The 25,610-nt window shown below is 37.0% G+C and carries 24 protein-coding genes; 18 read left to right on the top strand and 6 right to left on the bottom strand.

Annotated elements, in window-relative coordinates:
- Nucleotides 1-73: 73 nt before the first annotated feature.
- Nucleotides 74-1,423, top strand: a complete 1,350-nt coding sequence (locus ABVM52_RS13190) for a Gfo/Idh/MocA family protein (RefSeq protein ID WP_405381236.1) — start codon at nt 74-76, stop codon at nt 1,421-1,423.
- 15 nt (nt 1,424-1,438) lie between these two features.
- Here the strand turns inward: ABVM52_RS13190 and ABVM52_RS13195 are convergent, their stop codons facing one another.
- Both ABVM52_RS13195 and pepT read right to left on the bottom strand, forming a co-directional pair.
- Nucleotides 1,439-2,035 carry a YdeI family protein gene (locus ABVM52_RS13195; RefSeq protein ID WP_405381238.1) on the bottom strand — a complete coding sequence of 199 codons (597 nt, stop codon included), beginning with the start codon at nt 2,033-2,035 and terminating at the stop codon, nt 1,439-1,441.
- A gap of 2 nt (nt 2,036-2,037) precedes the next feature.
- Nucleotides 2,038-3,261, bottom strand: a complete 1,224-nt coding sequence (pepT, locus tag ABVM52_RS13200; protein WP_405381240.1) for a peptidase T — start codon at nt 3,259-3,261, stop codon at nt 2,038-2,040.
- 99 nt (nt 3,262-3,360) lie between these two features.
- Between pepT and ABVM52_RS13205 the strand changes: the two genes are divergently transcribed.
- A complete protein-coding gene (locus ABVM52_RS13205) occupies nt 3,361-3,780 on the top strand; it encodes a hypothetical protein (RefSeq protein ID WP_405381242.1) in 420 nt (139 codons plus the stop codon).
- Nucleotides 3,781-3,842: 62 nt separating this feature from the next.
- Nucleotides 3,843-4,889 (top strand): quinone-dependent dihydroorotate dehydrogenase, encoded by a 1,047-nt coding sequence (locus ABVM52_RS13210; RefSeq protein ID WP_405381244.1) that lies wholly within the window; start codon nt 3,843-3,845, stop codon nt 4,887-4,889.
- A 75-nt stretch (nt 4,890-4,964) separates the two neighbouring features.
- Here the strand turns inward: ABVM52_RS13210 and ABVM52_RS13215 are convergent, their stop codons facing one another.
- Entirely contained in the window at nt 4,965-5,372 is a 408-nt protein-coding gene (locus ABVM52_RS13215; RefSeq protein ID WP_405381246.1) for a Dabb family protein, read from the bottom strand.
- 87 nt (nt 5,373-5,459) lie between these two features.
- Here ABVM52_RS13215 and ABVM52_RS13220 point away from each other — a divergent pair, with 87 nt between their 5' ends.
- The 6 genes from ABVM52_RS13220 (at nt 5,460) to guaB (ending at nt 10,884) form a co-directional block, all read left to right on the top strand.
- On the top strand, nt 5,460-6,077 hold the full coding sequence (locus tag ABVM52_RS13220) for a LysE family translocator (protein ID WP_405385132.1): 618 nt from the start codon (nt 5,460-5,462) through the stop codon (nt 6,075-6,077).
- A 53-nt stretch (nt 6,078-6,130) separates the two neighbouring features.
- Nucleotides 6,131-7,000, top strand: coding sequence for a hydroxymethylglutaryl-CoA lyase (locus tag ABVM52_RS13225; protein ID WP_405381248.1), 870 nt, complete (start codon nt 6,131-6,133; stop codon nt 6,998-7,000).
- A gap of 129 nt (nt 7,001-7,129) precedes the next feature.
- On the top strand, nt 7,130-8,308 hold the full coding sequence (locus tag ABVM52_RS13230) for a hypothetical protein (RefSeq protein WP_405381250.1): 1,179 nt from the start codon (nt 7,130-7,132) through the stop codon (nt 8,306-8,308).
- A gap of 18 nt (nt 8,309-8,326) precedes the next feature.
- Entirely contained in the window at nt 8,327-8,860 is a 534-nt protein-coding gene (locus ABVM52_RS13235) for an FMN-binding protein (RefSeq protein ID WP_405381252.1), read from the top strand.
- On the top strand, nt 8,860-9,372 hold the full coding sequence (locus tag ABVM52_RS13240) for a hypothetical protein (RefSeq protein WP_405381254.1): 513 nt from the start codon (nt 8,860-8,862) through the stop codon (nt 9,370-9,372). The genes ABVM52_RS13235 and ABVM52_RS13240 overlap by 1 nt, the downstream gene beginning before the upstream one ends.
- A 39-nt stretch (nt 9,373-9,411) precedes the next feature.
- A complete protein-coding gene (gene guaB, locus ABVM52_RS13245; RefSeq protein WP_405381256.1) occupies nt 9,412-10,884 on the top strand; it encodes an IMP dehydrogenase in 1,473 nt (490 codons plus the stop codon).
- A 66-nt stretch (nt 10,885-10,950) separates the two neighbouring features.
- On the opposite strand, the gene ABVM52_RS13250 is transcribed toward guaB, so the two are convergent.
- Together ABVM52_RS13250 and lysA are read right to left on the bottom strand one after the other, a co-directional pair.
- The gene (locus ABVM52_RS13250) at nt 10,951-11,487 is read right to left on the bottom strand and encodes a thioredoxin family protein (RefSeq protein ID WP_405381258.1); all 537 of its coding nucleotides are present in this window, start codon (nt 11,485-11,487) and stop codon (nt 10,951-10,953) included.
- A 57-nt stretch (nt 11,488-11,544) separates the two neighbouring features.
- On the bottom strand, nt 11,545-12,783 hold the full coding sequence (gene lysA / locus ABVM52_RS13255) for a diaminopimelate decarboxylase (protein ID WP_405381260.1): 1,239 nt from the start codon (nt 12,781-12,783) through the stop codon (nt 11,545-11,547).
- Nucleotides 12,784-12,934: 151 nt separating this feature from the next.
- Here lysA and ABVM52_RS13260 point away from each other — a divergent pair, with 151 nt between their 5' ends.
- The 3 genes from ABVM52_RS13260 to ABVM52_RS13270 all read left to right on the top strand — a co-directional run bounded on the left by ABVM52_RS13260 (nt 12,935) and on the right by ABVM52_RS13270 (nt 15,730).
- Nucleotides 12,935-13,573 carry an LON peptidase substrate-binding domain-containing protein gene (locus tag ABVM52_RS13260; RefSeq protein ID WP_405381263.1) on the top strand — a complete coding sequence of 213 codons (639 nt, stop codon included), beginning with the start codon at nt 12,935-12,937 and terminating at the stop codon, nt 13,571-13,573.
- 150 nt (nt 13,574-13,723) lie between these two features.
- Nucleotides 13,724-14,917 (top strand): ADP-forming succinate--CoA ligase subunit beta, encoded by a 1,194-nt coding sequence (sucC, locus tag ABVM52_RS13265; protein WP_405381265.1) that lies wholly within the window; start codon nt 13,724-13,726, stop codon nt 14,915-14,917.
- Nucleotides 14,918-15,394: 477 nt separating this feature from the next.
- Nucleotides 15,395-15,730, top strand: coding sequence for a hypothetical protein (locus ABVM52_RS13270; protein WP_405381267.1), 336 nt, complete (start codon nt 15,395-15,397; stop codon nt 15,728-15,730).
- Nucleotides 15,731-15,772: 42 nt separating this feature from the next.
- Here the strand turns inward: ABVM52_RS13270 and ABVM52_RS13275 are convergent, their stop codons facing one another.
- Nucleotides 15,773-16,150 (bottom strand): DUF1456 family protein, encoded by a 378-nt coding sequence (locus ABVM52_RS13275; protein ID WP_405381269.1) that lies wholly within the window; start codon nt 16,148-16,150, stop codon nt 15,773-15,775.
- 306 nt (nt 16,151-16,456) lie between these two features.
- On the opposite strand from ABVM52_RS13275, the gene ABVM52_RS13280 reads away from it, so the two are divergent.
- The 6 genes from ABVM52_RS13280 to ABVM52_RS13305 all read left to right on the top strand — a co-directional run bounded on the left by ABVM52_RS13280 (nt 16,457) and on the right by ABVM52_RS13305 (nt 25,527).
- On the top strand, nt 16,457-16,954 hold the full coding sequence (locus ABVM52_RS13280; protein ID WP_405381270.1) for a CAP domain-containing protein: 498 nt from the start codon (nt 16,457-16,459) through the stop codon (nt 16,952-16,954).
- A gap of 353 nt (nt 16,955-17,307) precedes the next feature.
- Nucleotides 17,308-17,805 carry a CAP domain-containing protein gene (locus ABVM52_RS13285; RefSeq protein ID WP_405381272.1) on the top strand — a complete coding sequence of 166 codons (498 nt, stop codon included), beginning with the start codon at nt 17,308-17,310 and terminating at the stop codon, nt 17,803-17,805.
- Nucleotides 17,806-18,159: 354 nt separating this feature from the next.
- Nucleotides 18,160-18,657 (top strand): CAP domain-containing protein, encoded by a 498-nt coding sequence (locus ABVM52_RS13290; RefSeq protein WP_405381274.1) that lies wholly within the window; start codon nt 18,160-18,162, stop codon nt 18,655-18,657.
- Nucleotides 18,658-18,932: 275 nt separating this feature from the next.
- The gene (locus ABVM52_RS13295) at nt 18,933-22,604 is read left to right on the top strand and encodes a gliding motility-associated C-terminal domain-containing protein (protein WP_405381276.1); all 3,672 of its coding nucleotides are present in this window, start codon (nt 18,933-18,935) and stop codon (nt 22,602-22,604) included.
- A gap of 45 nt (nt 22,605-22,649) precedes the next feature.
- Nucleotides 22,650-23,573, top strand: a complete 924-nt coding sequence (locus ABVM52_RS13300; RefSeq protein ID WP_405381278.1) for a type IX secretion system membrane protein PorP/SprF — start codon at nt 22,650-22,652, stop codon at nt 23,571-23,573.
- 10 nt (nt 23,574-23,583) lie between these two features.
- Nucleotides 23,584-25,527: an OmpA family protein gene (locus ABVM52_RS13305; protein WP_405381280.1), complete on the top strand. Its 1,944-nt coding sequence runs from the start codon at nt 23,584-23,586 to the stop codon at nt 25,525-25,527.
- The last annotated feature ends 83 nt before the right edge of the window (nt 25,528-25,610 follow it).

Below are 25,610 nucleotides of genomic sequence, written 5' to 3' on the forward strand. Positions count from 1 at the left end.
AACACTAATGGAAACATTAGTGTTTTTTTTTTGCCCTTATTGCGCTATATTTAACCGTATTTAAATTAGCAACATGTTACAAAATAGAAGAAGTTTTATACGGAAAAGTACTGCTGGATTAGTGGCAACAGGGGCATCGTTTATGTTTCCTATGGAGTTATTATCAATGATGAGGAAAAAAGTGGGCCCCAATGATACCATCAATGTTGGTTTAATAGGTTGTAAGGGTATGGGCTTTTCAGACTTGTCTTCTTTCCTGAAAATGAGCGAAATAAATGTAATAGCTTTATGTGATGTTGATGAGAACGTGTTAAAATCCAGAACGGCAGATTTGCAAAAGGCAGGCGTTAAAAAGCCAAAATGGTATAAGGACTATAGGTCTTTATTAGATAATAAAGATATTGATGTTGTAATTATAGGTACTCCAGATCATTGGCACTGCCTACAATTAGCAGATTCTTTGCAGGCGGGAAAGGATGTATATTGTGAAAAGCCTATAGCCAATTCCATACAAGAGGCGGATAGTATGCTGATCGGAGTAGGGAACAGTGACCGTATGGTACAAATTGGGCAATGGCAGCGAAGTCAACCACACTTTGTCGATGCTATTAATTTTGTGCATTCTGGGGCACTTGGTGAAATAAGATTGGCCAAGGCATGGGCCTATCAAGGTTGGATGAAGCCTGTACCCATTCTTGCGGATTCTAAAGCTCCAGACGGGGTAGATTATGATATGTGGTTGGGTCCAGCGCCAACAAGGGCGTTCAATGCCAATAGATTCCATTTTAATTTTAGATGGTTTTGGGATTATGCCGGTGGCTTAATGACAGACTGGGGAGTACATTTAATGGATTATGCCCTCTATGGAATGAAGGCAGGTTATCCAAAATCCGTTATGGCACTAGGGGGCAAATTTGCTTATCCCAATGATGCTTCAGAAACTCCGGATACTTTGCAGACCGTTTATGAATATGATGGATTTTCTATTTTATGGGAACATGCTACCGGTATTGACGGTGGTAATTATGGAAGAAATCATGGAATTGCATTTATAGGAAACAACGGTACCTTGGTCTTGGACAGAGGTGGTTGGGAAGTAATACCTGAAAAAGAATTTCAAGGCTGGGGCAAGGAAGGTATTCCTAAAATGGAGGCTCTTTCTTATGATAACAAAGGGGTGAGTGGTTTAGACCTGCACACCAAAAATTTTATTGAAGCGGTTAAGAAGAGAGATTCATCAATTTTAACAGCTCCCCTACAAGTTGGGTATGATGCAGCAGTAGTTTCCCATATGGGTAATGTGGCATATAAGACCGGTAATAGGGTATATTGGGATAAGGATAAGAAAGAATTTACCGATTCCGCGGCCAATGAATTTATAAAAGCCAATTATAATAATGGCTATAAAGTTCCCTTTTTGTAAGAGTATACAAAGGACTTAACGGTATTTATCGTTAAGTCCTTTGTGTTCTAGTATAAGTGGTATAATTTTTTCAAGTCTAGATATCTTAGTTTTTTCTTGCTTGGCAGAGGCTATGTATTCTGCATATTCCTTTTGTTTATAAGGGCTTAACGAGTAGAACGCTTTTTCAAAATCGTTCTTTTGTTCCAATGCATTTAATAGGTAGGATGGCAGTTTAAATGATGTGATAGATTTTTTTTCAGGGGTAAATTGAAGCCCCTTTTTTTGATTTTCAATTGCTTCTAAAATGTAGTTTTTTAAATTTTCATAATCAATATCCTTTTCTGATTTAAACTTCCAGTGTCTCATGGCTTTGGTTTTGCCTTCTTGGGCATTTTCCAATACTTTTTTTGGGTCTTTTAGATATACACCGTTAAAAAACCAAACCCCAAAGTGAGCTTTAAATTTACCTATAGCTATGACGTTTTTATCGTTCAAGGTATATGTAGGGAAATTCCATTTGTACGTTTCTTTGAGACCGCTTTTTAGTGCTATGTCCCTTAACTCGTTGACCCCTTTATTAAAAGGATGCTCTTCTTTGTAAAATTTTTCAAGTTTTTCCGTTTTGTCCATAACTATGTATTTGCTGTTAGTTCACAGATTCTAACGATTACGTTTACCGCTTTTTGCATACTCTCTACGGGTACATATTCATATTTGCCATGAAAATTATGACCGCCAGCAAAAATATTGGGGCAGGGCAGCCCCATAAAACTCAGTTGGGAACCATCTGTACCCCCACGTATTGGTTTTATAATTGGCTTTATACCTAAATCTTCCATAGCTTTTTTTGCTATCTCAACAATATGAAAAACAGGTTCTACCTTTTCTTTCATATTAAAATACTGGTCTTCTAAAGTTAAAGTTATGCAGTCATCATATGCTTCATTGTATTTTTTGACAATTGAGCGTATAAGCTCTTTTCTTTGTAGAAAGTGATCCATATCATGATCCCTTATTATCATTTCTATAGTGGCATTTTCAATTTCACCGTTAAGACTATGCACATGAAAAAAGCCTTCTCTACCAGTGGTTTCCTCCGGTATTTCGTGTCGTGGAAGATCTTCTATTATTTTATTGGCTATAAGAACCGCATTTACCATTTTATCTTTGGCGTAACCAGGATGCACACTTTTGCCTAAGATAGAAATAGTTGCACTTGCGGCATTAAAATTTTCATATTCCAATTCCCCTATTTGACTGCCATCCATAGTATAGGCCCATTGTGCGCCAAATTTTTCCACATCAAATTTATGCGCCCCTTTTCCAATTTCCTCGTCTGGGGTAAACCCTATTTTTATAGTACCATGTTTAATCTCTGGATGGTTTATTAAATATTCCATTGCCGTAACAATTTCCGTTATACCCGCTTTATCATCTGCGCCTAATAACGTGGTGCCGTCCGTGGTAATGATGGTCTGCCCAACATACTGTAGTAAATCGTCAAAATAGGTGGAGGAAAGAATAATATTTTTTTCTTTGTTCAGTATAATGTCATGTCCGTCATAATTAGTAATAATTTGAGGCTTTACATTAGTACCGGAGAAATCTGGTGAGGTGTCAAAATGGGCAATAAATCCTATAACAGGCACATCATGTTTAACATTTGAAGGTAATGTAGCCATGATATATGCGTTCTTATCAATGGTTACATCGGTCATGCCAATAGCTTTTAATTCAGCTACTAAGTTATGGGCTAAATCCCACTGCTTTTCGGTGCTTGGAGTGGTGTTAGATGATGCATCGCTCTGGGTATCTATGGTCACATAGCTAATAAAACGGTCAATAATATGCTGCATTGTAAATGGGTTTTATCAAAAATAAGCTTATAAATTGTAAATTGGTCACCCTAAATAGCTATTACAATTATAATGGGCCGAACCGTATTTTATTTTTTAATGTTGATATGTTTAAGTACCTCCGTTGCTTGGGGCCAGGCAGATTGTGTTTTGGGTGTAGGGGTCACAAATGATACGGTTATCATGAACGTATTTCAATTAAATAAACCACAGCGCCAACAATTACTGAATTTTGGGGCGGAGTTAAAGTATAGAAACAGTGTGCTAAATAATGAATTGAAAAACATTAAGGAACGCCACCCTCAAAGTACCGTAACGGAGTTAAGTAATCTTGCAGAAAAATACAAAGCGGTCATGGATAGTATGGCCAGGGTCCAAACCATGATAGATAAAAGGATGTTGGCTTTGTTTAACCCTAAGCAGTACGCATTATACCAGTCTCTTTGCAAAGAAGCTTCCCGCTCTCCATTTTTGGTTGAACCAACAGTCTATTCAGATAGTTTGTACAACAAAAACTGATAGTAAATCACTATAGTTTTTCAATTTCACTTTTGTATTTTTGCTGCACCTAATATAATTCAATGTACAGGCTTTTCATTAGACCTATTCTATTTCTTCTAGACCCGGAGAAAGTTCATTATCTCAGTTTTTCAAGCATAAAATTCTTTTCTAGGATTGGATTATCCGGCCTCATAAAGTCAATGTTTTTGGTAGAGGATAAAAAGTTGGAACGGGAACTTTTTGGGTTAAAGTTTAAGAATCCGGTTGGTTTGGCCGCTGGTTTCGATAAAAATGCCGTTTTGTTTAATGAATTATCTGATTTTGGATTTGGATTCGTAGAAATTGGTACGCTTACTCCTAAACCCCAAGAAGGTAATCCTAAGAAAAGATTGTTTCGTTTAAAAGCAGACAAGGCCATAATTAATAGAATGGGCTTTAATAACCAAGGGGTTTTTGAGGCTGTGGAAAATTTAAAGAAAGAACATAATGTGCTCATTGGCGGTAACATTGGTAAGAATAAAGTTACCCCTAACAATGAAGCAATTAAGGATTACCTCATTTGTTTTGATGCCCTTTTTGATTATGTGGATTATTTTGTAGTCAACGTTAGCTCGCCCAACACACCCGGCTTAAGGGAGTTACAGGATAAAGAACCACTTACCGCCTTGTTAAATGAACTTCAGTTGGAGAATTCAAAACTTAGTAAGCGCCAAAATATGCAGCGTAAACCTATTTTACTTAAAATTGCTCCTGATCTAACAAATAGTCAATTATTGGATATTATTGATATTGTAAGCCTTACTAGTATAGATGGTATTATAGCAACAAATACTACAATATCAAGAGAAAATCTAAAATCCCACGCTTTATTGGTTGAGGAAAAGGGTGGTTTAAGTGGTGCTCCGTTAAAGAACAGAAGTACTGAAGTAATCCGCTTTCTTTCAGAAAAAAGCAACAAGGCTTTTCCAATTATAGGGGTAGGAGGTATTCATTCTGCCCAAGACGCTATTGAAAAACTGGAAGCAGGTGCAGATTTAATACAATTATGGACCGGTTTTGTTTATGAAGGTCCGGCTTTGGTCAAGGAAATAAATAAAGCACTTTTAGAAAAAACAGCCAGCGCCTAAAATAAAGAATTCAAAAAATTAAAGCCCTTGTGTTTGTAAACACAAGGGCTTTAAATATTAATGGCGTTTGCTCATTTATTTGGTCCAATAATCTACCACAAATACATCTTCTAAATACGGAGTCAATACGGCTCCAAAAGCTTTATGGTCTGGATGCGGTAAATAAACCGCACGGTCTTCTTCGCTTTCAAAAGTTAGAAAAAAAGCATGGGTAAAACCTTTGTTCAATCCTTCAGGACTATTGTTCAGCCCCCACTCATATCCTTTAATCTGCTCAATTTTAGACGGCAGTGCGCTAAAGGCATCTTCTACTTTTTTTATTTGTTCTGGGGTGGTCCCTTCCTTGAACTTAAAAAAAACGGCATGTCTTAATAGACTGTCTGTTTTTATCATTTTTGTCTCCGTTATGTTTTCTTTGGTCTTGGCAAATGCATTTGTCGTGAATGCAACGCTTAATAGTAATACAATTACTTTAATTTTCATAGTGTTGTTATTTTTAAACAAGATATTAAAAATAGGTGTAAATCATGCTATTTCGTAATTTTCGTGTTGAACTAAAATTATATGGAATTGAATTACGAAATTCTGATCGCCTTTGCAATGGCTACTTTTCTCCTGGCACTTTCTCCGGGACCAGATAATATCTTTGTACTTGTACAAAGTATCAGTAATGGTAAAAAATCTGGACTAGCAGTAGTTGCCGGCCTAATGACAGGATGTTTGGTGCATACTACTTTGTTGGCTCTTGGTGTTTCTGCAGTTATTAAAAGTAACCCTACAATTTTTACGATAATTAAAATTTTTGGGGCTGTATACTTAATCTATTTGGCCATTCTTGTTTATAAAGGTGGTGACCATATCTCCATTCAAGGAGAAGGTCTAAAAAAGAGTCTTACATCTTTGTTTAAACAAGGCTTTATTATGAATGTTTTTAATCCTAAAGTAACCATTTTCTTTCTTGCATTCTTTCCGGGGTTTCTTTTTTCAGAACGTATGAATAGCGTTATGCAATTCTACATCCTTGGTTTTCTTTTTATTCTAGTTTCATCTGTAGTATTTGGGGCTATAGCTATATTGGCAGGGGAAATATCAGTTTTTTTGACAAAGAATAAACGCATAGGGTTATTCTTAAAATGGATACAGGTTGTTGTATTTACAGGTATTGCGATTTATTTAGTATTAGGTTAGTTTTATTAAAATATTAATAGGATATACTTATTTAGAGTTCGTATTTTTGCATTATGTTTAATACCGATGTTAAAATAATTGAGTGTCCAAGAGATGCCATGCAAGGCATTAAGCATTTTATTCCTACCAATGAAAAGGTAAGGTACCTGCAATCCTTGCTAGGTTGCGGTTTTGATACATTGGATTTTGGAAGCTTTGTTTCTCCAAAAGCAATTCCTCAAATGGTAGATACTGCTGAGGTCCTGTCCAAGTTAGATTTGTCAAAAACAAAATCAAAGTTGTTGTCAATTGTAGCAAATGTTCGTGGGGCAGAAGACGCTGTAAGTCATCCTGAAATTGACTATTTAGGTTTTCCATTTTCTATTTCCGAGAATTTTCAAATGAGAAATACCCATAAGACCATTGCGCAATCTGTAGAAACCCTTCAAGAGATTTTCAATATTGCCGATGCGGCAAACAAAGAGGTCGTAACTTATATCTCTATGGGCTTCGGGAATCCGTATGGAGACCCTTGGAATGTGGATATTGTGGGCGATTGGACAGAAAAATTGGCAAAAATGGGCGCTAAAATATTGTCTCTTTCAGATACGGTGGGCTCGTCTGACCCTGAAACTATTTCATATTTGTTTTCCAATTTAATTCCTAAGTACCCTAAAATTGAATTTGGCGCACACTTGCATACTACACCTGCCAAATGGCATGAGAAAGTCTCTGCGGCTTATGAATCTGGATGTCGCCGTTTTGATGGTGCCATACAAGGTTTTGGCGGTTGCCCAATGGCAAAGGATGATTTAACCGGTAATATGCCTACAGAAAGAATGTTGTCCTATTTTACTGCTCAAAAGGCCAATACAGGAGTAAATTGGATGGTTTTTGAAGCAGCTTATAATAAAGCCACAGAGTTATTTTCAAAATATCATTAACTCATCTATTAACTGATCACTACTTTTATTTAGATTTAATACAAATAAACTTTGTAAAGTACTTTTTTGAATTTACATTTGCAGCCGTTAATGAAATGTTAATCATAAATCTGCATTTAAAGTCTAAGAATGAAACACAAAATTGTTTTCCTTGTACTATTAACTTTTGGTTTTGTAACGGCGCAAACAAAAACTGATTCTATTACTTTGGTGCCACAAACCCAAATCAATGCTGCACAGCGTTTACTGTCTGGCAATTATGCCTCCGCAGTAACGGTAGGAGCGTATGCAGAAATGTTATATAATCAGCCAGAAGGGGATAATGGAGAATTGGATATACAAAGAATGGTATTGCTTTTTGGATATCGATTTAATGATAAAACCCAATTTGTGACAGAGGTAGAATTGGAGCATGTAAACGAGGTATATGTAGAACAAGCATTCGTAAATTATGCAATAGGTAGTAATGTTAGTCTACGTGGTGGTTTAATGTTGGTGCCCATGGGGATAATCAATGAGTTTCATGAACCAACAACATTTAATGGAACAGAACGACCTGGTATGGATAATGCTATTGTTCCAACGACTTGGCGTGAGATAGGAGTTGGTGTTGCAGGTAGGTTCAATGATATTAGTTTGGGTTATCAAGCCTATGTTTTTAATGGCTTTAAATCTACCGAAGCAAATGGAGAAGGTGGACTTTCAGGATTTTTAGGGGGTTCAAGTGGATTGCGCGGAGGCCGTCAAAAAGCCATACAATCTACAATAGATAGTCCTACACTATCCACAAAATTTGATTATTACGGTATTCCTGGACTTAGGCTTGGACTTTCTACCTACTTTGGTAAAACACAGGCAGAGGATGATATAGAAAACATTGATGGTGCAAATATTGGTATTGCCATGCTTGGCCTTGATGCACGATATGCTTATAACCGATTTACTGCAAGGGGGCAATTTATAAATGCCGCTTTATCTGATACCGAAGCTTATAATAGTGCTACAGGTAGGGATTTAGGCAGTGCATTACGTGGATTTTATGTTGAAGGGGCCTATAATTTGCTTTCTATGGACAGGGAACAAAAGTTATTTGTATTTACTAGGTATGAGAAGTATGATACCCATGCTAGTACAGATGGAGGATTAACCCGTAATGAAGCTTATGATCGCACGGATGTTACTACAGGACTTACCTATCATATAGCCCCAGGCGTGGTGGTAAAAGGAGATTATCAGTTTCGTAGCAATGCAGCCGAAGATAGCGATGTAAAGGATAGGTTGAATTTTGGTATTGGAGTTTGGTTTTAATGAATTAAATTAATGATTATGAGTAATTCTTTGAGAAATATTGCTTTTTGGATGCTGCCATTGCTATTAATGGGTTTTGGTTTGCCTAAAAATATTCAGAAAAAGGTCGATAAGGAAATAAAGAATTATTTTGAAATAGAAACTTTTTCTATGAAGCCGGTCATAAATGACCACAATCAACACTTAGAATTGCCAAGTAAAATTAGTGATCAGAATTTTTTTCAACTTTATGACGAACAAACTCATATTGGCTATCTATATATAGACCAAGCTCCTAGTAAGACTGCTAAATTTGATTATATGGTCTTGCTTGACAATAATTTAAAGATTGTAAAGTCTAAAGTATTAATTTATAGAGAGGAGTATGGAGGGGAAATTGGAAGTAAAAGGTGGTTAAAGCAATTTGAAGGTAAAATGGCAGGTAACCGTGTAGATCATGAAAATAATATTGATGGTATAGCTGGTGCTACAATTTCTGTACGGTCCATGACCAACGCCATAGATGAACTTTTGCAGTCGTTGGCTATTTTAAAGGAAAATGAAGTACTATAATGGACTATAATGGGTACTTGGGCACTTTTTCAAAGTCTATCCGGATTTTTATTGCTGCATTTGTGGTCGTTCTTTCTATTGGGTATTTTACGGGATTATTGTTCGTGACGGAAACTAGTACTGCAAGTACACAAGGTATTGAGGAAAATTATTTGGGCAATGAGGAAGATGAGGAGGCAGCTATCATGAAGTTCAAAAAAAGTGAAAGGGAAATGTTGACGATCATTCATACACACATTCTTTCCATGTCATTTATCTTTTTTTTACTGGGTATTCTGGTTTGGCTATGTAAATTACCAAAGAACTTAAAACTTTTTTTAACCGTGGAGCCTTTTATTTCCGTGGTACTTACTTTTGGCGGTATATATATGCTATGGTCAGGTGTTATTTGGTTTAAATTTATCATCATTTTTTCGGGAATTTTAATGACCGCCACGTACAGTATTTCGGCATTTGTTGTGCTTCTGCAATTATGTAGTCCTAATAGTAAAGAGCAACTGCTAAATCAATAATATTCACTATATTTGCACGCAATTAAATCCTTAATTGCTATGCAAGCCCACCAAAACAAAATTCTAGGAGAAGGTCTAACTTACGATGACGTATTATTAGTACCTGCATATTCTGAAGTGCTTCCGAGGGAAGTGAGTATTCAGACAAAATTCACAAAAAATATAACGATAAATGTGCCGATCATATCCGCTGCGATGGATACGGTTACCGAGTCTAGAATGGCAATTGCCATGGCTCAAGAAGGTGGTATTGGTGTTCTGCACAAAAACATGACCATAGAGCAACAAGCTATGAAGGTTAGAAAAGTGAAGAGGGCTGAAAGCGGAATGATCTTAGATCCCGTTACGCTACCTTTAAATTCTCAGGTAAAAGATGCTAAGGCTAGTATGAAGGAGTTTAGCATTGGTGGTATACCAATAGTTGATGCTGAAGGAAAGCTTTTGGGTATTGTTACCAATAGGGATTTACGTTTCGAAAAAAATAATGAAAGACCAATTGCAGAGGTGATGACTTCTGAAAATTTGGTGACTGCAGATGAAGGCACTTCACTATCTGAAGCAGAAGATATTTTACAACAGCATAAAATTGAGAAGTTACCAGTGGTTTCTAAAGACAACACCTTGTTGGGTTTAATCACATTTAGAGATATTACGAAATTGACTCAAAAACCAATTGCGAATAAAGATCAATATGGTCGTTTGCGCGTTGCTGCTGCACTGGGTGTTACCGGTGATGCAGTTGATAGGGCAGAAGCTTTGGTAAATGCCGGTGTGGATGCAGTTATTATAGATACGGCACATGGTCATACTAAAGGTGTGGTTGCTGTTCTAAAAGCGGTAAAACAAAAATTTCCAGAGTTGGATGTTATCGTTGGTAACATTGCAACTGGCGAGGCGGCCAAGTACTTGGTTGAAGCTGGTGCAGATGCAGTTAAAGTTGGTATTGGTCCGGGTTCCATATGCACGACAAGGGTTGTAGCAGGTGTTGGTTTTCCTCAATTTTCCGCAGTTCTAGAGGTTTCAGCCGCTATAAAAGGTTCCGGTGTTCCGGTAATTGCAGATGGTGGTATCCGTTACACGGGAGATATTCCAAAGGCTATTGCGGCCGGAGCGGATACAGTGATGTTAGGCTCGCTTTTAGCAGGTACAAAAGAATCTCCAGGAGAAACAATTATCTACGAAGGTAGAAAGTTCAAATCTTACCGTGGTATGGGTTCTGTAGAAGCCATGAAACAAGGTAGTAAAGACCGCTATTTTCAAGATGTGGAAGATGATATCAAAAAACTGGTACCGGAAGGTATTGTAGGCCGTGTACCTTATAAAGGAGAACTTTTTGAAAGTATTCACCAGTTCGTAGGTGGTCTACGTGCAGGTATGGGTTATTGTGGAGCTAAAGACATTGCAACACTGCAAGAAAACGGTAGATTCGTGAAGATTACCTCTAGCGGAATCAATGAAAGTCACCCTCATGATGTAACTATTACAAAAGAGAGCCCTAACTATAGTAGGTAATTATCCAAGTAATATGTAAATAAAAAAGAGATCCTGTAGGGATCTCTTTTTTATTTGTTTTATGATTTATTTACCTGTTTGTCCAGCATACGCTTTCCAATCCTTTTCTTTATAGATATCATCACCAAAGTAACGTGCTATTTCTAAGAATGGTACGGGCTTTTGATAACCCGGTACAGGTGAAAGCATATTCAGTTCTTCATCCAGGAAAATAGTTGTTGGGTAACTAAGGCGACCTTGCATCAAAGCAGCGGCAAACTCATGATATCCTTTTCTGCCAGACGGTACAAATTTGTATGTTTTTCCTTTATACTCAATGGGCTCTTTTCCTTCTCCATCAAATTTTACCATATAGTAGTTCTCCTGCATGTAAGCAGCTACTTCAGGATTTTGAAAGGTGTCTTTGTCCATTTTCTTGCACCATCCGCACCAATCTGTATATACATCAATGAAAACTTTCTTAGGGTTTTCTTCAGTGGCGGTTAGTTGGGCAGCTTCATCCCAAGTGATCCATTTGACTTCTTGCGCATAACTTAAAGTGGTAACAAAAAGTACCGCTATGAATAAAACCGATTTGGTGAAAAATAGAGAATACGCTTTCATAAGTTTTTTTAGGATTAGTCCAACAACTATACCAAAACTAACGTTTTTTCTTTTGCTTTATTTCACTTTTGCCGTTTCTTTAACGGCGAACAAATCTTTAACATCTATTTGGTTACGAATTAAATCGTCAAAAGTTTCTCTTTCGCGTATAAGAATTGCTTTGCCTTTGTGCCATAGAACCTCTGGCGGTCTAAATCTTGAATTGTAGTTACTGGCCATAGTAAAGCAATAGGCACCTGCGTTTTTAAAGCAAAGAATATCACCTTCAGTAATTTCGTTTATTCTTTTATTACTGGCAAATGTATCGGTCTCACAGATATACCCAACAACAGAATAATAACGCTCTCTACCACTTGGGTTAGAAATGTTTTTTATAGTGTGCGTAGCGCCATATAGCATAGGTCTGATCAAATGATTAAACCCTGTGTTTATACTGGCAAATACAGTGGATGTTGTTTGTTTAACGACGTTCACTTTTGTAAGGAATACACCAGCTTCACTCACTAAGAATTTACCAGGCTCAAAGGCAAGGGTTAAATCTTTACCGTATTCTTTACAGAATTCATTAAAGCGTTTGCTTAATTTTTTCCCTAGCTCTTCAACATTGGTCTCTATATCACCTTCTTTATAAGGTACTTTGAATCCGCTACCAAAATCAATGAAATCTAAATTTTTGAAATTACGTGCGGTTTCAAAAAGAATTTCAGAAGCATATAAGAATACATCAATATCTAAAATATCGCTACCGGTATGCATATGTATACCGTTAATATTCATTTTCGTTAATTCAACAATACGAAGCAAGTGCGGAATTTGATGAATACTAATTCCAAATTTAGAATCTATATGTCCTACAGAAATATTAGAATTACCACCTGCCATAACATGCGGATTAATTCTAATACAAACAGGAATATTTGGGTGCTTGCTACCAAATTGCTCTAATATAGACAGGTTGTCAATATTTATTCTAACACCTAATTTGGCCGCTTCTTCAATCTCTTCCAAGGAAACCCCGTTTGGAGTAAAAATGATTGTTTCGGGCTTAAATCCTGCAAGTAGTCCTAATTGTACTTCTTGTATGGAAACAGTATCCAGGCCACTGCCCAAACTGTTCATTAATTTTAATATGGTAATATTGGATAAGGCCTTGGCTGCATAATTAAGTTTTAATTTTTTAACCGAACCAAATGCTTTGGTCAATCTTTTAAATTGAGAAACAATTTTATCCGAGTCATACACATACACCGGATCACCGTAGGTTTTTGCTATTTGCAATAAATCCTCATTATTCATAATGATCATTTTTTTGCGAATTTAGTTTTCTAAATGCAATGTGGCAAAAAAAATAACATATAAATGATTAAAATAACAAATTGTGTTATTTAAAACAATTTGAATTGTATATTGTTTTGTTGCTACCCATTTACCTTTGTATTTTTATATAATGAAATTACCCTTATTTCCACTACGGTCTATATTTTACCCCGGTGAGACTGTGCCGCTACACATTTTTGAGGAACGTTATAAACAACTGATCAACGATTGTAGAGAAGAGGCTATTACTTTTGGCATACCCGTATTCATTAACAATAAAATGGAATATGGTGTTGAAGTGCAGTTGGTAGAAGTAGTGACTACTTACGAAACCGGAGAAATGGACGTGGTTTGTGTAGCTAGACAAGTATTTAAATTGTTGGCTATTGATGCTGTTATGCCCGGTAAATTATATGCAGGGGGAATCGTAAAGCTCATAGATTATGATTACGAAGCATCTTTGGAAAAGAAAAAAACAATCATAGATGGTATAGAGCAGTTATATGCAATGATGGAAGTTCCTTTTCAAGAAATACAGGCCAGTGAATTCAATAGTTTTACCCTGGCACATAAAATTGGGTTGTCATTTGAACAAGAATACCAGTTATTACAAATACCTAATGAAAATGACCGATTAAATTTTATAAGCCTTCATTTGACCTCAATGATAACGGTACTGGGACAAGTAGAGCGAACCAAAAAAATTATAGAGCTTAATGGTCATTTTAAGAATTTTGACCCGTTGGATTTTAAAAACATTGATATGTAATGGCAGCTCTAAGTCTAAAATAACGGAAATGACCTTATTTACAGGACCTAATCCATATTTTTATTACAGATTATCTAATTAATCATCTGTATTTTTAGATTATAACTTCCTGTTTCCTATTTTTGTCTAACAAATAAAATCACCATATATATGAACCTTCACGAATATCAAGGAAAAGAGATATTAGCAAGTTTTGGGGTGCGCATCCAAAGAGGAATAGTTGCCCAAAATGCAAAAGAGGCTGTTGAGGCTGCAAAGCAATTAACTGCTGAAACCGGAACAGGATGGCACGTTATCAAAGCACAAGTACACGCAGGTGGTCGTGGTAAAGGTGGTGGTGTTAAATTGGCCAAAAACCTAAAAGAAGTAGAGGAGATTGCAAACCAGATCATTGGTATGAACTTAGTAACCCCGCAAACATCTGCAGAGGGTAAAAAAGTACATCAGGTATTGATTGCAGAGGATGTATACTATCCAGGAGAAAGTGAAACTAGCGAATTTTATATGTCGGTGCTATTGAATAGGGCTACCGGTAAAAATATGATCATGTATTCTACCGAAGGTGGTATGGATATTGAAGAAGTGGCAGAAAGTACACCACATTTAATTTTTACGGAGGAGATTGATCCTGCAACCGGACTATTAGGTTTTCAAGCAAGAAAGATTGCCTTTAACCTAGGTCTTTCCGGCACGGCTTTTAAGGAGATGACAAAATTCGTAGCATCATTGTATAAGGCGTATGTTGAAAGTGATTCAAGTATGTTCGAAATCAACCCTGTGTTGAAGACGTCCGATGATTTGATCATGGCAGTAGATGCCAAAGTATCTATTGATGATAATGCACTGTATAGAAGAAAGCAATATGCCGAAATGCGCGACTTAAGAGAGGAAAGTGCTATTGAAGTTGAAGCAGGTGCCTTAGGTTTAAATTATGTAGACCTAGATGGTAACGTTGGTTGTATGGTAAATGGTGCGGGTCTGGCAATGGCTACTATGGATTTAATTAAGATGGCAGGCGGTGAGCCAGCTAACTTCTTGGATGTAGGTGGTACGGCTGATGCAAAAAGAGTGGAAGAGGCGTTTAGAATTATTTTAAAGGATGATGGTGTAAAAGCTATTCTTGTAAATATTTTTGGAGGTATCGTTCGTTGTGATCGTGTGGCAAATGGTATTGTAGAAGCTTACAAGAATATGGGTGATGCAATTAAAGTACCTATTATTGTAAGGTTACAGGGAACTAATGCAGAATTGGCAAAAGAAATTATAGACAATTCTGGTTTAGCTGTTCATTCTGCTGTTCAATTCCAGGAAGCGGCAGATAAGGTTAAGGAAGTACTAGCTTAATAAGTGTATCTAATTTTAGTTTATAAAAAAAGACCATCTTTATGATGGTCTTTTTTTTATGCTAAATTTTTCCACTATTTTCTTGATATAAATAGCTGACATTTAAAACCTACCGGTGGGCTTGGAGTGTTTTAAAATCCATCAATATTTTTTTTAAGTAATTGAACAAGCTGGTGTTATTGTTCTTTTTTAAATCCTATTTATTGTAGTTGTATATTTAAGTAATTGTAATCTTATTTCACTTTAATCTGTGTTTAATGTTATCTGGTTGAAATAATGGTTAAGACTCAATTTTCTTGTTTTTTCAATGATTGTAATTTTTAATTTTAAGGTGTAGAACTGAGAAATTAATATTAAAGAGATGTTAAATACGCATCAAATTGTAACATTATTATTTTTAGGTCGTCTTTTTAGTAATACATCATCAATCAATTATTAATCATGCTTCAGAAAATCTGAGGTAAAAAACAAAAAGTCATGAGAAAATTAAGTTTAGTAGTAGTAGCAGCAGTTTTATTAGCAACAGGTAGTGTACTGGCAAACGATAATACGGATATCGCTCCAGACAAAAGTCTTTCTTCACAAATTTCAGTAATGTTAGCCAACAACAATTTTTCGGAAATCAAATCTGACCTTACCGCTCAAGTTCGTTTTACCTTAAATAGCGAAGGTGAAATCGTTGTATTGTCTGTTGATAGTCAATATGAAAGAATGGAAAGATTTGTAAAGAATAGCTTAAACTACAAAAAAGTAGATTTAAGTAAAGTAGAAGAAGGTAAAATTTACACGATACCAGTACGCGTAAAAGCTTAAACTATTTATCTAAAAATTAAAATCCTGTAACGATATAACGTTTCAGGATTTTTTTTTGTTTTTATATTTTACTTGGTTGATGCTCTTATCTACCTTTTTAAGTTGCTTTGTTTTAAAATCCTCTCTTTTATTGATTTTTTTTAAAGGTTTGCTCGTAGCTGTTGACATGGCCAATAAAACTTCTCCTGGGTTTTTTGGGTTTTCTTTTGTGCCTCTTAAATGAATGACCAATCCATTTAGGAAATTACGAAGCACTTGGTCACCACATTCCATATAATTAGGATGATCCTCTTTCCTGAAAAAAGCCCCTAGTTCGCTTTTAGAGATTTTAAAATCTACCAATTGAAGTATTTCTACAATATCATCATCCCTAAATTTTAAGGCTACTCTTAATTTTTTAAAAATATCATTATTCGTCATACAATCAACTTTTGGTTGTGCAAGGTATTATAAATTTAGGTAGTCTTTCATATTGCTTGGATTTTTTCTACTAGGGTGATTCTAAAATTACCTCATCATGGTTTTAGTGACAATAGTATTTTAAAAATGTACTCATATCTGCTGAATAACCCGATTAACTACCAAAAAATCCGATTTGATATTTTAAGTATATGCGTTAAATACTACAATAGCTATAAGAAATTACTTCTTATCGAGAGTTGATTGCCCTTTAACGAAGATTGGTTAAACATGCTTTTTATCGCCTCTAACTTTGCAGTGTAATTAATGATAAAGCAAGTTAAAATGAAATTCCCCGTACTATTCTTACTGTCTATTTTAGTGATGACCAGCTCTTGTAGCAAAGAAGAGCTAGTTGATGAGCAGATCAATTCAACTGCCATGATCGTGTCCGACAGTGAAATGGAACTGGAGATATTTGAGCTTGTGAACGATTACAGGGCGGAGAAAGGCCTTAGCACGCTGTCCTATGATACACGTGCCCAATCCTATACTACCGAGCACAACCTATATATGATCTCCAAGTCGCAGATCAGCCATGATGGTTTTGCACAAAGGTCCTCTGTACTTTCAGAGGAATTCAACGCGGTAAAGGTATCCGAGAACGTGGGCAGGAATTTCACCACCGCCCAAGGTATTGTAGAGGCATGGTTGAACAGCCCAAGCCACTTGAAGAACATAGAGGGCGATTTTGATGCCACTGCAATATCCGCCTATGCGGACGCTAACGGAATGATTTACTTTACACAGGTCTTCATCAAATAATAGTACTCCGGACAATTATAGCACACGCTTAAAATAATATCACTACTTCAAGCAAAGCACCTGATTTTAAATGAAATATTCAGGAAAAGGGTTACCGTTCTTTAAGGTAGCTTCAATTACTCAAAAACCATTTTGGTTGTTTTCTATAAAATCCTAGGTTCTAATTTTTTCAAGTGACAGATCCAAATAACGTTCCCAAGGATGAACGGTCAAATTATCCGATTAACTTTTTAGGCTTGTATCTTAATTATTACAATATCTATAGGAATTTACCGCTTATCGACACTTATGATCCATTGCACGAAGTTTCGCCCAAAGAGCTTTTTATTGCTTTTAACTTTGCAGTGTAATTAATGATAAAGCAAGTTAAAATGAAATTCCCCGTACTATTCTTACTGTCTATTTTAGTGATGACCAGCTCTTGTAGCAAAGAGGAGCTAGTTGATGAGCAGATCAATTCAACTGCCATGATCGTGTCCGACAGTGAAATGGAATTGGAGATCTTTGAGCTTGTGAACGATTACAGGGCGGAAAAAGGCCTTAGCACTTTATCTTATGATACACGTGCCCAATCCTATACTACCGAGCACAACCTGTATATGATCTCCAAGTCGCAGATCAGCCATGACGGTTTTGCACAAAGGTCCTCAACTCTTTCAGAGGAATTCAACGCGGTAAAGGTATCCGAGAACGTGGGCAGGAATTTCACCACCGCACAAGGTGTCGTAGAGGCATGGTTGAACAGCCCTAGCCACCTGAAGAACATAGAGGGCGATTTTGATGCCACTGCAATATCCGCCTATGCGGACGCCAACGGAATGATCTACTTTACACAGGTCTTCATCAAGTAATAGTACTCAGGGCAATTAAGCTACACGCTTAAAATAACATTACCACTTCAAACAAAGCACCTGGTATTTAAATAAAATATTCAGACAAAGGGTTACCATTCTTTAAGGTAACTTCAATTACGGAAATCCATGATGGATTGTTTCAATGAAATCCTAGATTCTAATTTTTTCAAGTGACAGATCCACATAACGTTCTCAAGGATGAACGGTCAAAAAATCCGATTAGGAATTTTACGGATATACGGTTAATACTACAAAATACAGTAGAAATTACGTCTTATCGAGAGTTAAATCCCCTTTAACGAAGATTAGTTTAACATGCTTTTTATCGCCTCTAACTTTGCAGTGTAATTAATGATAAAGCAAGTTAAAATGAAATTCCCCGTACTATTCTTACTGTCTATTTTAGTGATGACCAGCTCTTGTAGCAAAGAGGAGCTAGTTGATGAGCAGATCAATTCAACTGCCATGATCGTGTCCGACAGTGAAATGGAACTGGAGATATTTGAGCTTGTGAACGATTACAGGGCGGAAAAAGGCCTTAGCACGCTGTCCTATGATACACGTGCCCAATCCTATACTACCGAGCACAACCTATATATGATTTCCAAGTCGCAGATCAGCCATGACGGTTTTGCACAAAGGTCCTCAACTCTTTCAGAGGAATTCAACGCGGTAAAGGTATCCGAGAACGTGGGCAGGAATTTCACCACCGCCCAAGGTATTGTAGAGGCGTGGTTGAACAGCCCAAGCCATCTGAAGAACATAGAGGGCGATTTTGATGCCACTGCAATATCCGCCTATGCGGACGCCAACGGAATGATCTATTTTACACAGGTCTTCATTAAGTAGATTCCTAAATATTAGTACAGGTATTTCTATTAGTTTAGCCAATAAGTTTTAATTGTGAAATTCACATTTATAAGTGATTATGCTGAATAAAATTGAGTCAAAATCCTGTATAACTGTATTATTCGTAATGCATCTTTATTGAAATACCGTTCGTCGATATTTTAGTGCATTTTATCGATGTTTTTCTTCTGAATATCGTAAAGTGAACTTTTATTAAAATCAATTAAAAAGCCTGTCGTTATATTTGTAAGAAATTTCTTATAAATAATAATGATATGGAAAAAAACTACCTTAATAGTTTTCTACTAACTTTTACACTGTTCTGCTTATTAATAGGAGCTGAGGTGGTATATGGGCAACAGCAGTTTGCCCAAACAATTAGTAGTGAATCCCAAGTTGATTTTTCAAACAGGGCAATAGACAATAATCTTTCAACGAATGCCACTGTAAGGGCCAATTCTGGTTTGGCTTTAGGTTTAGGTGCGTACTCAGGCCACTTGGAACTGGAGTTCGCCAACCAAATTCCGGCATTGCAAACTAGTTATGTACGCTTAGATACGGAAGATGACTTACTGCCCTTTTTACTGGGAGGAAATTTAGGTGAGCTTTTAGCGGATGTCCTAGGCGTTGTTATTATAGGAAATCAGGAATTTAGCGTTGAAGTTAAAAATGATGATACGGTTATTCTTACCAATGATTCCGCTTTAAACAATGCTTTTACTACGGATCAAATGCGGGTTGTTACTAATGAAAATGGCGAATATTTTGTGTCAATTTCACCAGATGCACCCTATAATAGAATACGAATTACAAATAGAACTGGTTCTTTGGTCGGTTTGGGGTCAGAAAAATCCTTGGATATTTACGGCGCTTTTCAAGATGATGCCAGTATTGAGAATTGTTTAAATGCAGCATTTACTTCTTTTGATGGTACAGGTATAACACTGGACCTTTTGCAATTGAGTGGTGCCGGTGTAAATAATCCGGAATTGGCAATTGATGACAGTAACGATACTTATTCGGAACTGGGATTTGGTATTGTAGGCGTTGCAGCGTCGCTTTCCCAAACCTATTATTTTGATGCCGTATCCAATGCAGACGATATCTTTTACATTACCCTGGGTATTGACCCTTCGCTAGTGCAATTAGGTTTATTGAATAATATAGAGATTAGGGGCAACAATGGTTCTTCTGCCCCAGTTTTTCAAGAAGATGCAAATAATTTATTAAACCTGGATCTGTTAGGGCTTTTGGCTGAAAATGGTAGGGTAGATGTTCCTATTGCTCCCGGAGCTCCTATAGACCGGTTGACGCTTGAGCTAAGCTCACTGGTTGGTGTTGCTTTAGATCAACGTATTAGAGTTTATGATGTAAGGAAGGCACCTGCAGAACCTACATTGGATGCTAGCGCTACCAACACTACTATTTGTGCGGGTACAGATGCCAGTTTAGTGGCAATGACTACGGACGAAGTTAATGAAGAACTTGTATGGTTTGATGCTGATGGTACCCAACTGGAAGTAATGGACTCGGGTGAAGCCTTTGTAGTAACAAATGTAACGGAGACAACTACATTTTTTGTTGCTGCCCGTGAAAAAGGATGTACAGATGTATCATCACTTTTAGAGGTAGAAGTTAATGTGGTACCTGTCCCTACCGCAGAAGATATCAATGTAGAGATTACAAATGACGGTATATGTGAAACGGGTACACTAACATTGACACCTACAAGTGATGTTGAAGGTTCCTATACATGGTATTTTGATGCAGATGCATTAAATGAAATTACTAATGGCCTAGTTGTCAATAGTGTTACCTACACCGTTAACGCAAATGGCTCACTTGATATAAGCGGCTTAGAAGAAGATTTTGATACCTTTAACGTATATGCTCGTATAACTGAAGAGAGCGCCTCTTGTGAAAATGCTCCTGGAGATTTAAGGGAGGTAACGGTTTCTACATCGGATACAGGGTTAGAAGCTAGTTTAATATTAAATACTGTCGGGTTTGTTTCTGATCTTCTAAACTTATCAAGCGGAAATGAGATCACTGTAGATTCCCAGGAAATTTCAATATGTTCGGGTACCAGTGTGGATATCTTGAACACCCTGGAGAATAATATTGGTCTAGAGGTTAGATGGTATGATGCCATGACAGGCGGAAATTTAATTGAAACTGTAGACTCCGGTGCATCTTTTAATACCGGGATCCTAAATGCCGATACTACTTTTTATGTAGCAGTTGGTAGAATAGGTTGTTTGCTGGAAACCGCAAAGGCCACTATCAACATTAATGTACTTGATAGGCCTACGGCAGACGATATTAATGTATTTGGTGCAGAAAGTCCTATTTGTAGCTCTAGTGATGTGGTTTTAGTTCCTTCAAGTGATATTGACGGTTCTTTCCAGTGGTATTTTGATGAAAATAAGGCCAACCCTATTACTGATGGTTTGGTAAATGGTGATGTAACTTATACTGTTTCTGATACCGGTACATTGACCATTAGCGGTCTAGACGAGGTAAATTCCCCATATAGCTTTTATGTTGGTTTAGAGCGTGAGGTTGTTGGTTGTGATAATGAAAGCGGAGCGCTAAAAGAAGTTGCGGTAACCATAGTGGACTCTGATTTTTCGGCTGTACCTACTTTGGATACGGTTATTACCGTAGCGGATGTTTTGGCCATAAACAATGAAAACTCAACTGTACTTTTAGAAGGTTCTATCTCAGGAGATGTTGTGCAAGGCGATCCATTGACCATACAGTTAAACGGTAATGAATATGCGGGTGTTTTAGACCAGAATTTAGAATATAGTATAGAAGTAAATGGTTTGGATGTTCTTTTGGATGATGATCAACAGGTAGAATTAACCCTGCAATCCGGAGGTTGTAGTTCTACATATCAATTACCATTACCTATTCCGGAATTACCATTAGAGGATGACGAGCAGGTTTTCTGTGCATCTGATAACCCTACCTTGTTAGATTTAGAACTAGCCTTGGAAGATGGTGTATTGTTCAGTGCATTGGTGGGAGGTAACGTATTGGATATGGACACACCTTTAGTGGATGGAGAAATATATTATACGGGATTATTGAATATTCCTATTTCCGTCTATGCACGAGTAGGGATTTCTGTAACCATTATTTCGGTAGAAGCACCTACTACAACTAATACTGCACAAACATTTTGTGAGAATACGGATCCTGTAATTGGGGATTTGCAAGTTGATCAAGACGATGTGGTCTTTTATGATAGTCCTGAAAATGGAACTATGCTTAATCCCAATGACCCTCTTGTAAATGGCAATTATTACGTATCTAGAATAGAAAATGGTTGTGAAAGTGAAGACAGGCTGCTTATAACCGCAACTGTTTTGGAAGATACTTCCATTACCTTGGTTGGTGAATTTACAGAGGCTTGTACAGAAAGATCGTACACGTATACGACCGTGAGTAACCAAACGGATTATATGTGGGTGGTTAACGGTGGTACAATTACTGAAGGAGGTACTGCTACAGATGATTTTGTAACCGTTACTTGGACAAGCTTGCAAGATACCTCTATTCAGGTGTCATATTCCAGCGCTAATGGTTGTGCGGAAAACACTTCCATGACGCAGGAAATTGCCACTAATAGTTGTGGAGAAGTGCTTGGTGCAGAATTTTGCTTAGAGGTTTTCAATGAATTTTCACCAAATTCCGATGGTTTCAACGACTTCTTTGAGATTGAATGTATAACGGACTATGCCAATACCATCCAAATTTATAATAGAAATGGGAATTTGGTTTTTGAAACCCAGGATTATCAAAATAATTGGGACGGTATAGCCAATGTCAATGGCGTAATTAGGACGGGGGAACATTTGCCTGCCGGTACGTATTACTATGTAGTGAACATTCCTGAACTAAACCGTGAGTTGGTAGGTTGGTTGCAACTTGCCAGATAAGCTAGGATACATTTAAATTTCTCAATACCAAAAACAAATATTCCAATGAAGAATTATATAACAATTGTAGCAACATTTATCTGCTTAATGTTCTTGACGACTACTGTCGTCAGAAGCCAGCAACGGCCTCAATACACGCAGTATATGTACAATACACAAACCTTGAACCCTGGTTATACGGGTACACAGGGCAAATTAGCGGCAAGCTTACTTTACAGGTCGCAATGGGTGGGCATAGATGGCTCTCCGGAAACACAAAGCTTTTCTGCCCATGGCTTGGTCAAGGACAGAATAGGGGTAGGGCTAACCTTATTGAATGACAATCTAGGGGCATCAAATAATTTTGAGGTCAATGCTAATTTTGCCTATCACGTTAAAACGGGGGAAACTACAACCTTGTCATTTGGTTTAAATGCAGGTTTGGATATTTTCAATGTAGATTATTCCAAAGGAAATTTTTCCAATGAATTAGACCCTGTTTTTCAAGAAAACCTTAATGATACAAGACCTATTGTAGGTGCAGGGGTTTATTACTTCGGTGCAAAATGGTATGCGGGCGTTTCTAGTAACAACCTACTTAATTCTCGCATTTATAAAGAAGATGATGATACCGTAACGGAAAGAAAAAGCCAATACTTCTTAATGGCGGGCTATGTATTTGATTTGAGTGAATCTGTTAAGTTTAAGCCGGCCGTTTTGGGTAAAGTGGTTTCTGGAGCACCTATATCCGTAGATGTTTCTGCCAATTTTCTCTTGAGGGAGCGCTTAAGTCTAGGCTTGGCCTATAGGTATGATGATGCTATCAGTGCCTTGGCAGGATTTCATATCACTGATAATTTCTTCTTAGGTTATGCCTATGATTATTCGGTCACCGGTTTGGAAAACTATAATGATGGTTCTCATGAAATTATTTTAACCTACAATCTAGATGGCTTAAAGAAAAGGGCATTGTCACCAAGATTCTTTTAAACTTATAATTATGAAAATAAAATTACGATATACATATTTCATATTATGTGCATGTATGGTTATGCATGGACAGACAAAAGAGACCCGTGCAGATGAGTTCTTTAAGAATTTTAAATTCAATAAGGCCATTGAACTGTATGAGGACATTGCCGATAAAGGTAAACGTGTAGATGACCACGTTTTGCAAAATTTGGCAGATAGTTATTTTAATATTGGTGATTATATCAATGCAGAAAAATGGTACTCTAAATTATATGTGCAAAAAGGGAATGAAATAGGGGAGAACAATGTTATAAAACTTGTTCAATGTCTAAAGGCCAACCTTAAACCAGAAAGGGCAGATGAGGTATTACTTGATTATTATGAGGATGAGGATCAGTTGAAGATGATAATGGCACAGCGACAGCATTTAGATAGTTTGTTGTTGACAGAGGCCAGGTATGAGATGGATAGGTTAGCTTTCAATAGCCCAAAATCCGATTTTTCACCTGCCTTTTATAGAGATGGGTCCATAGTTTTTTCCAGTACCCGAGATTCCATTACCGCTGGCGGTAAGGTTTATCCGTGGAACAATCAACCTTATCTGGACCTGTTTGTGACCGTGCCTCAAGACCCTGGTTTTATTCCAGAGAAATTCGCTGCCAATAGAATGTCAGATTTTCATGATGCATCCGTAACGGTGACCAAAGATATGAGCCGTATTTACCTTACCCGTAATTATTTTAAGAAAGGTAAGCTGCAGGCCAATAATGACGGACTGTCCAATATGCAGATTGTCATGGGTAATTTATACAATGGGGATATTGAGGATATTCAGTCCCTGTCTATAAATGATAAGGATTATTCCTGTGGACACCCCGCATTGAGTTCTAATGGTAAAAAACTGTATTTTACCTCTAATATGCCTGGAGGCTATGGTGGATCGGATATTTATGTGGTAAACTTGGATAGTGATGGTACCGTAATTTCTCCTCCAAAAAATTTAGGACCAGCGATCAATACAAAGGGTAGGGAGATGTTTCCTTATGTCGTGAACGATGTATTATACTTTTCTTCGGATGGGCATTATGGCCTAGGTGGATTGGATATTTTTAAGTCCAAGATAATGGGAAAAGATGATTACTCATTGCCGGTAAATATGGGAAAACCTTTTAATAGCAATATGGATGATTTCTCATTGATTATAGATGAGGATTATGATAGTGGTTATTTTGCATCGAACAGAATGGGAGGCGTTGGCGATGACGACATTTATTCTTTTGAAAAAATTGACCCTACACACTGCTTGGTCTATTCTGGTCAGGTCTTGAATAAACTTACCAATGAACCGGTGCCTTTTGCCAATGTGGAAGTAAAGAACCCTACGGACGGATTAATTGAAATTCTATTGACAGATGAGCTTGGTTTTTATGAAATAGAACTTCCTTGTAACAGGAAAAATAGACTGGTTTTCTTTAAAGATAGATTCTCAAAACAGATTGTATCGGTTACCACTACAGATACTCCGCAATCCCCATCTACGGACAATTTGGTGTACTTGACCCCTTATGATGATATTGTGGAGAAAGATGGTGATGTGGAAAAAATAAAGGTAGATCCAATTTATTTTGATTACGATAAGTCAGATATAACGGCAAGGGCGGAAATAGAATTGAAGAAGGTACTTTTTGCTATGCAGCAATTTCCGGATATGAGAATTAAGATAGAATCGCATACAGATTCTAGAGGGTCTGACAGTTATAATTTACGTTTATCAGATGATAGGGCAAAAAGCACTAGAGATTACTTAATAACAAAAGGTATTGCACAAAATAGAATACTTAGTGCTATTGGTTACGGAGAAACAATGTTGATTAATGACTGCCGTAATGGTGTTAAGTGTTCTGATCAGGAACACTTGGTGAATAGAAGATCGGATTTTGTGGTGTTAAAAGATAATATTGTAAGCAAATAGGAGTGTGGTGCAAAGAAATATCGGTCATAACTTAAAACGTATGGCCGGTATTTTAAATGTATTAATAGTGCTCCACGGTGTTG

The sequence above is a fragment of the Maribacter sp. LLG6340-A2 genome (genome assembly GCF_045057105.1).
Classification (GTDB): domain Bacteria; phylum Bacteroidota; class Bacteroidia; order Flavobacteriales; family Flavobacteriaceae; genus Maribacter.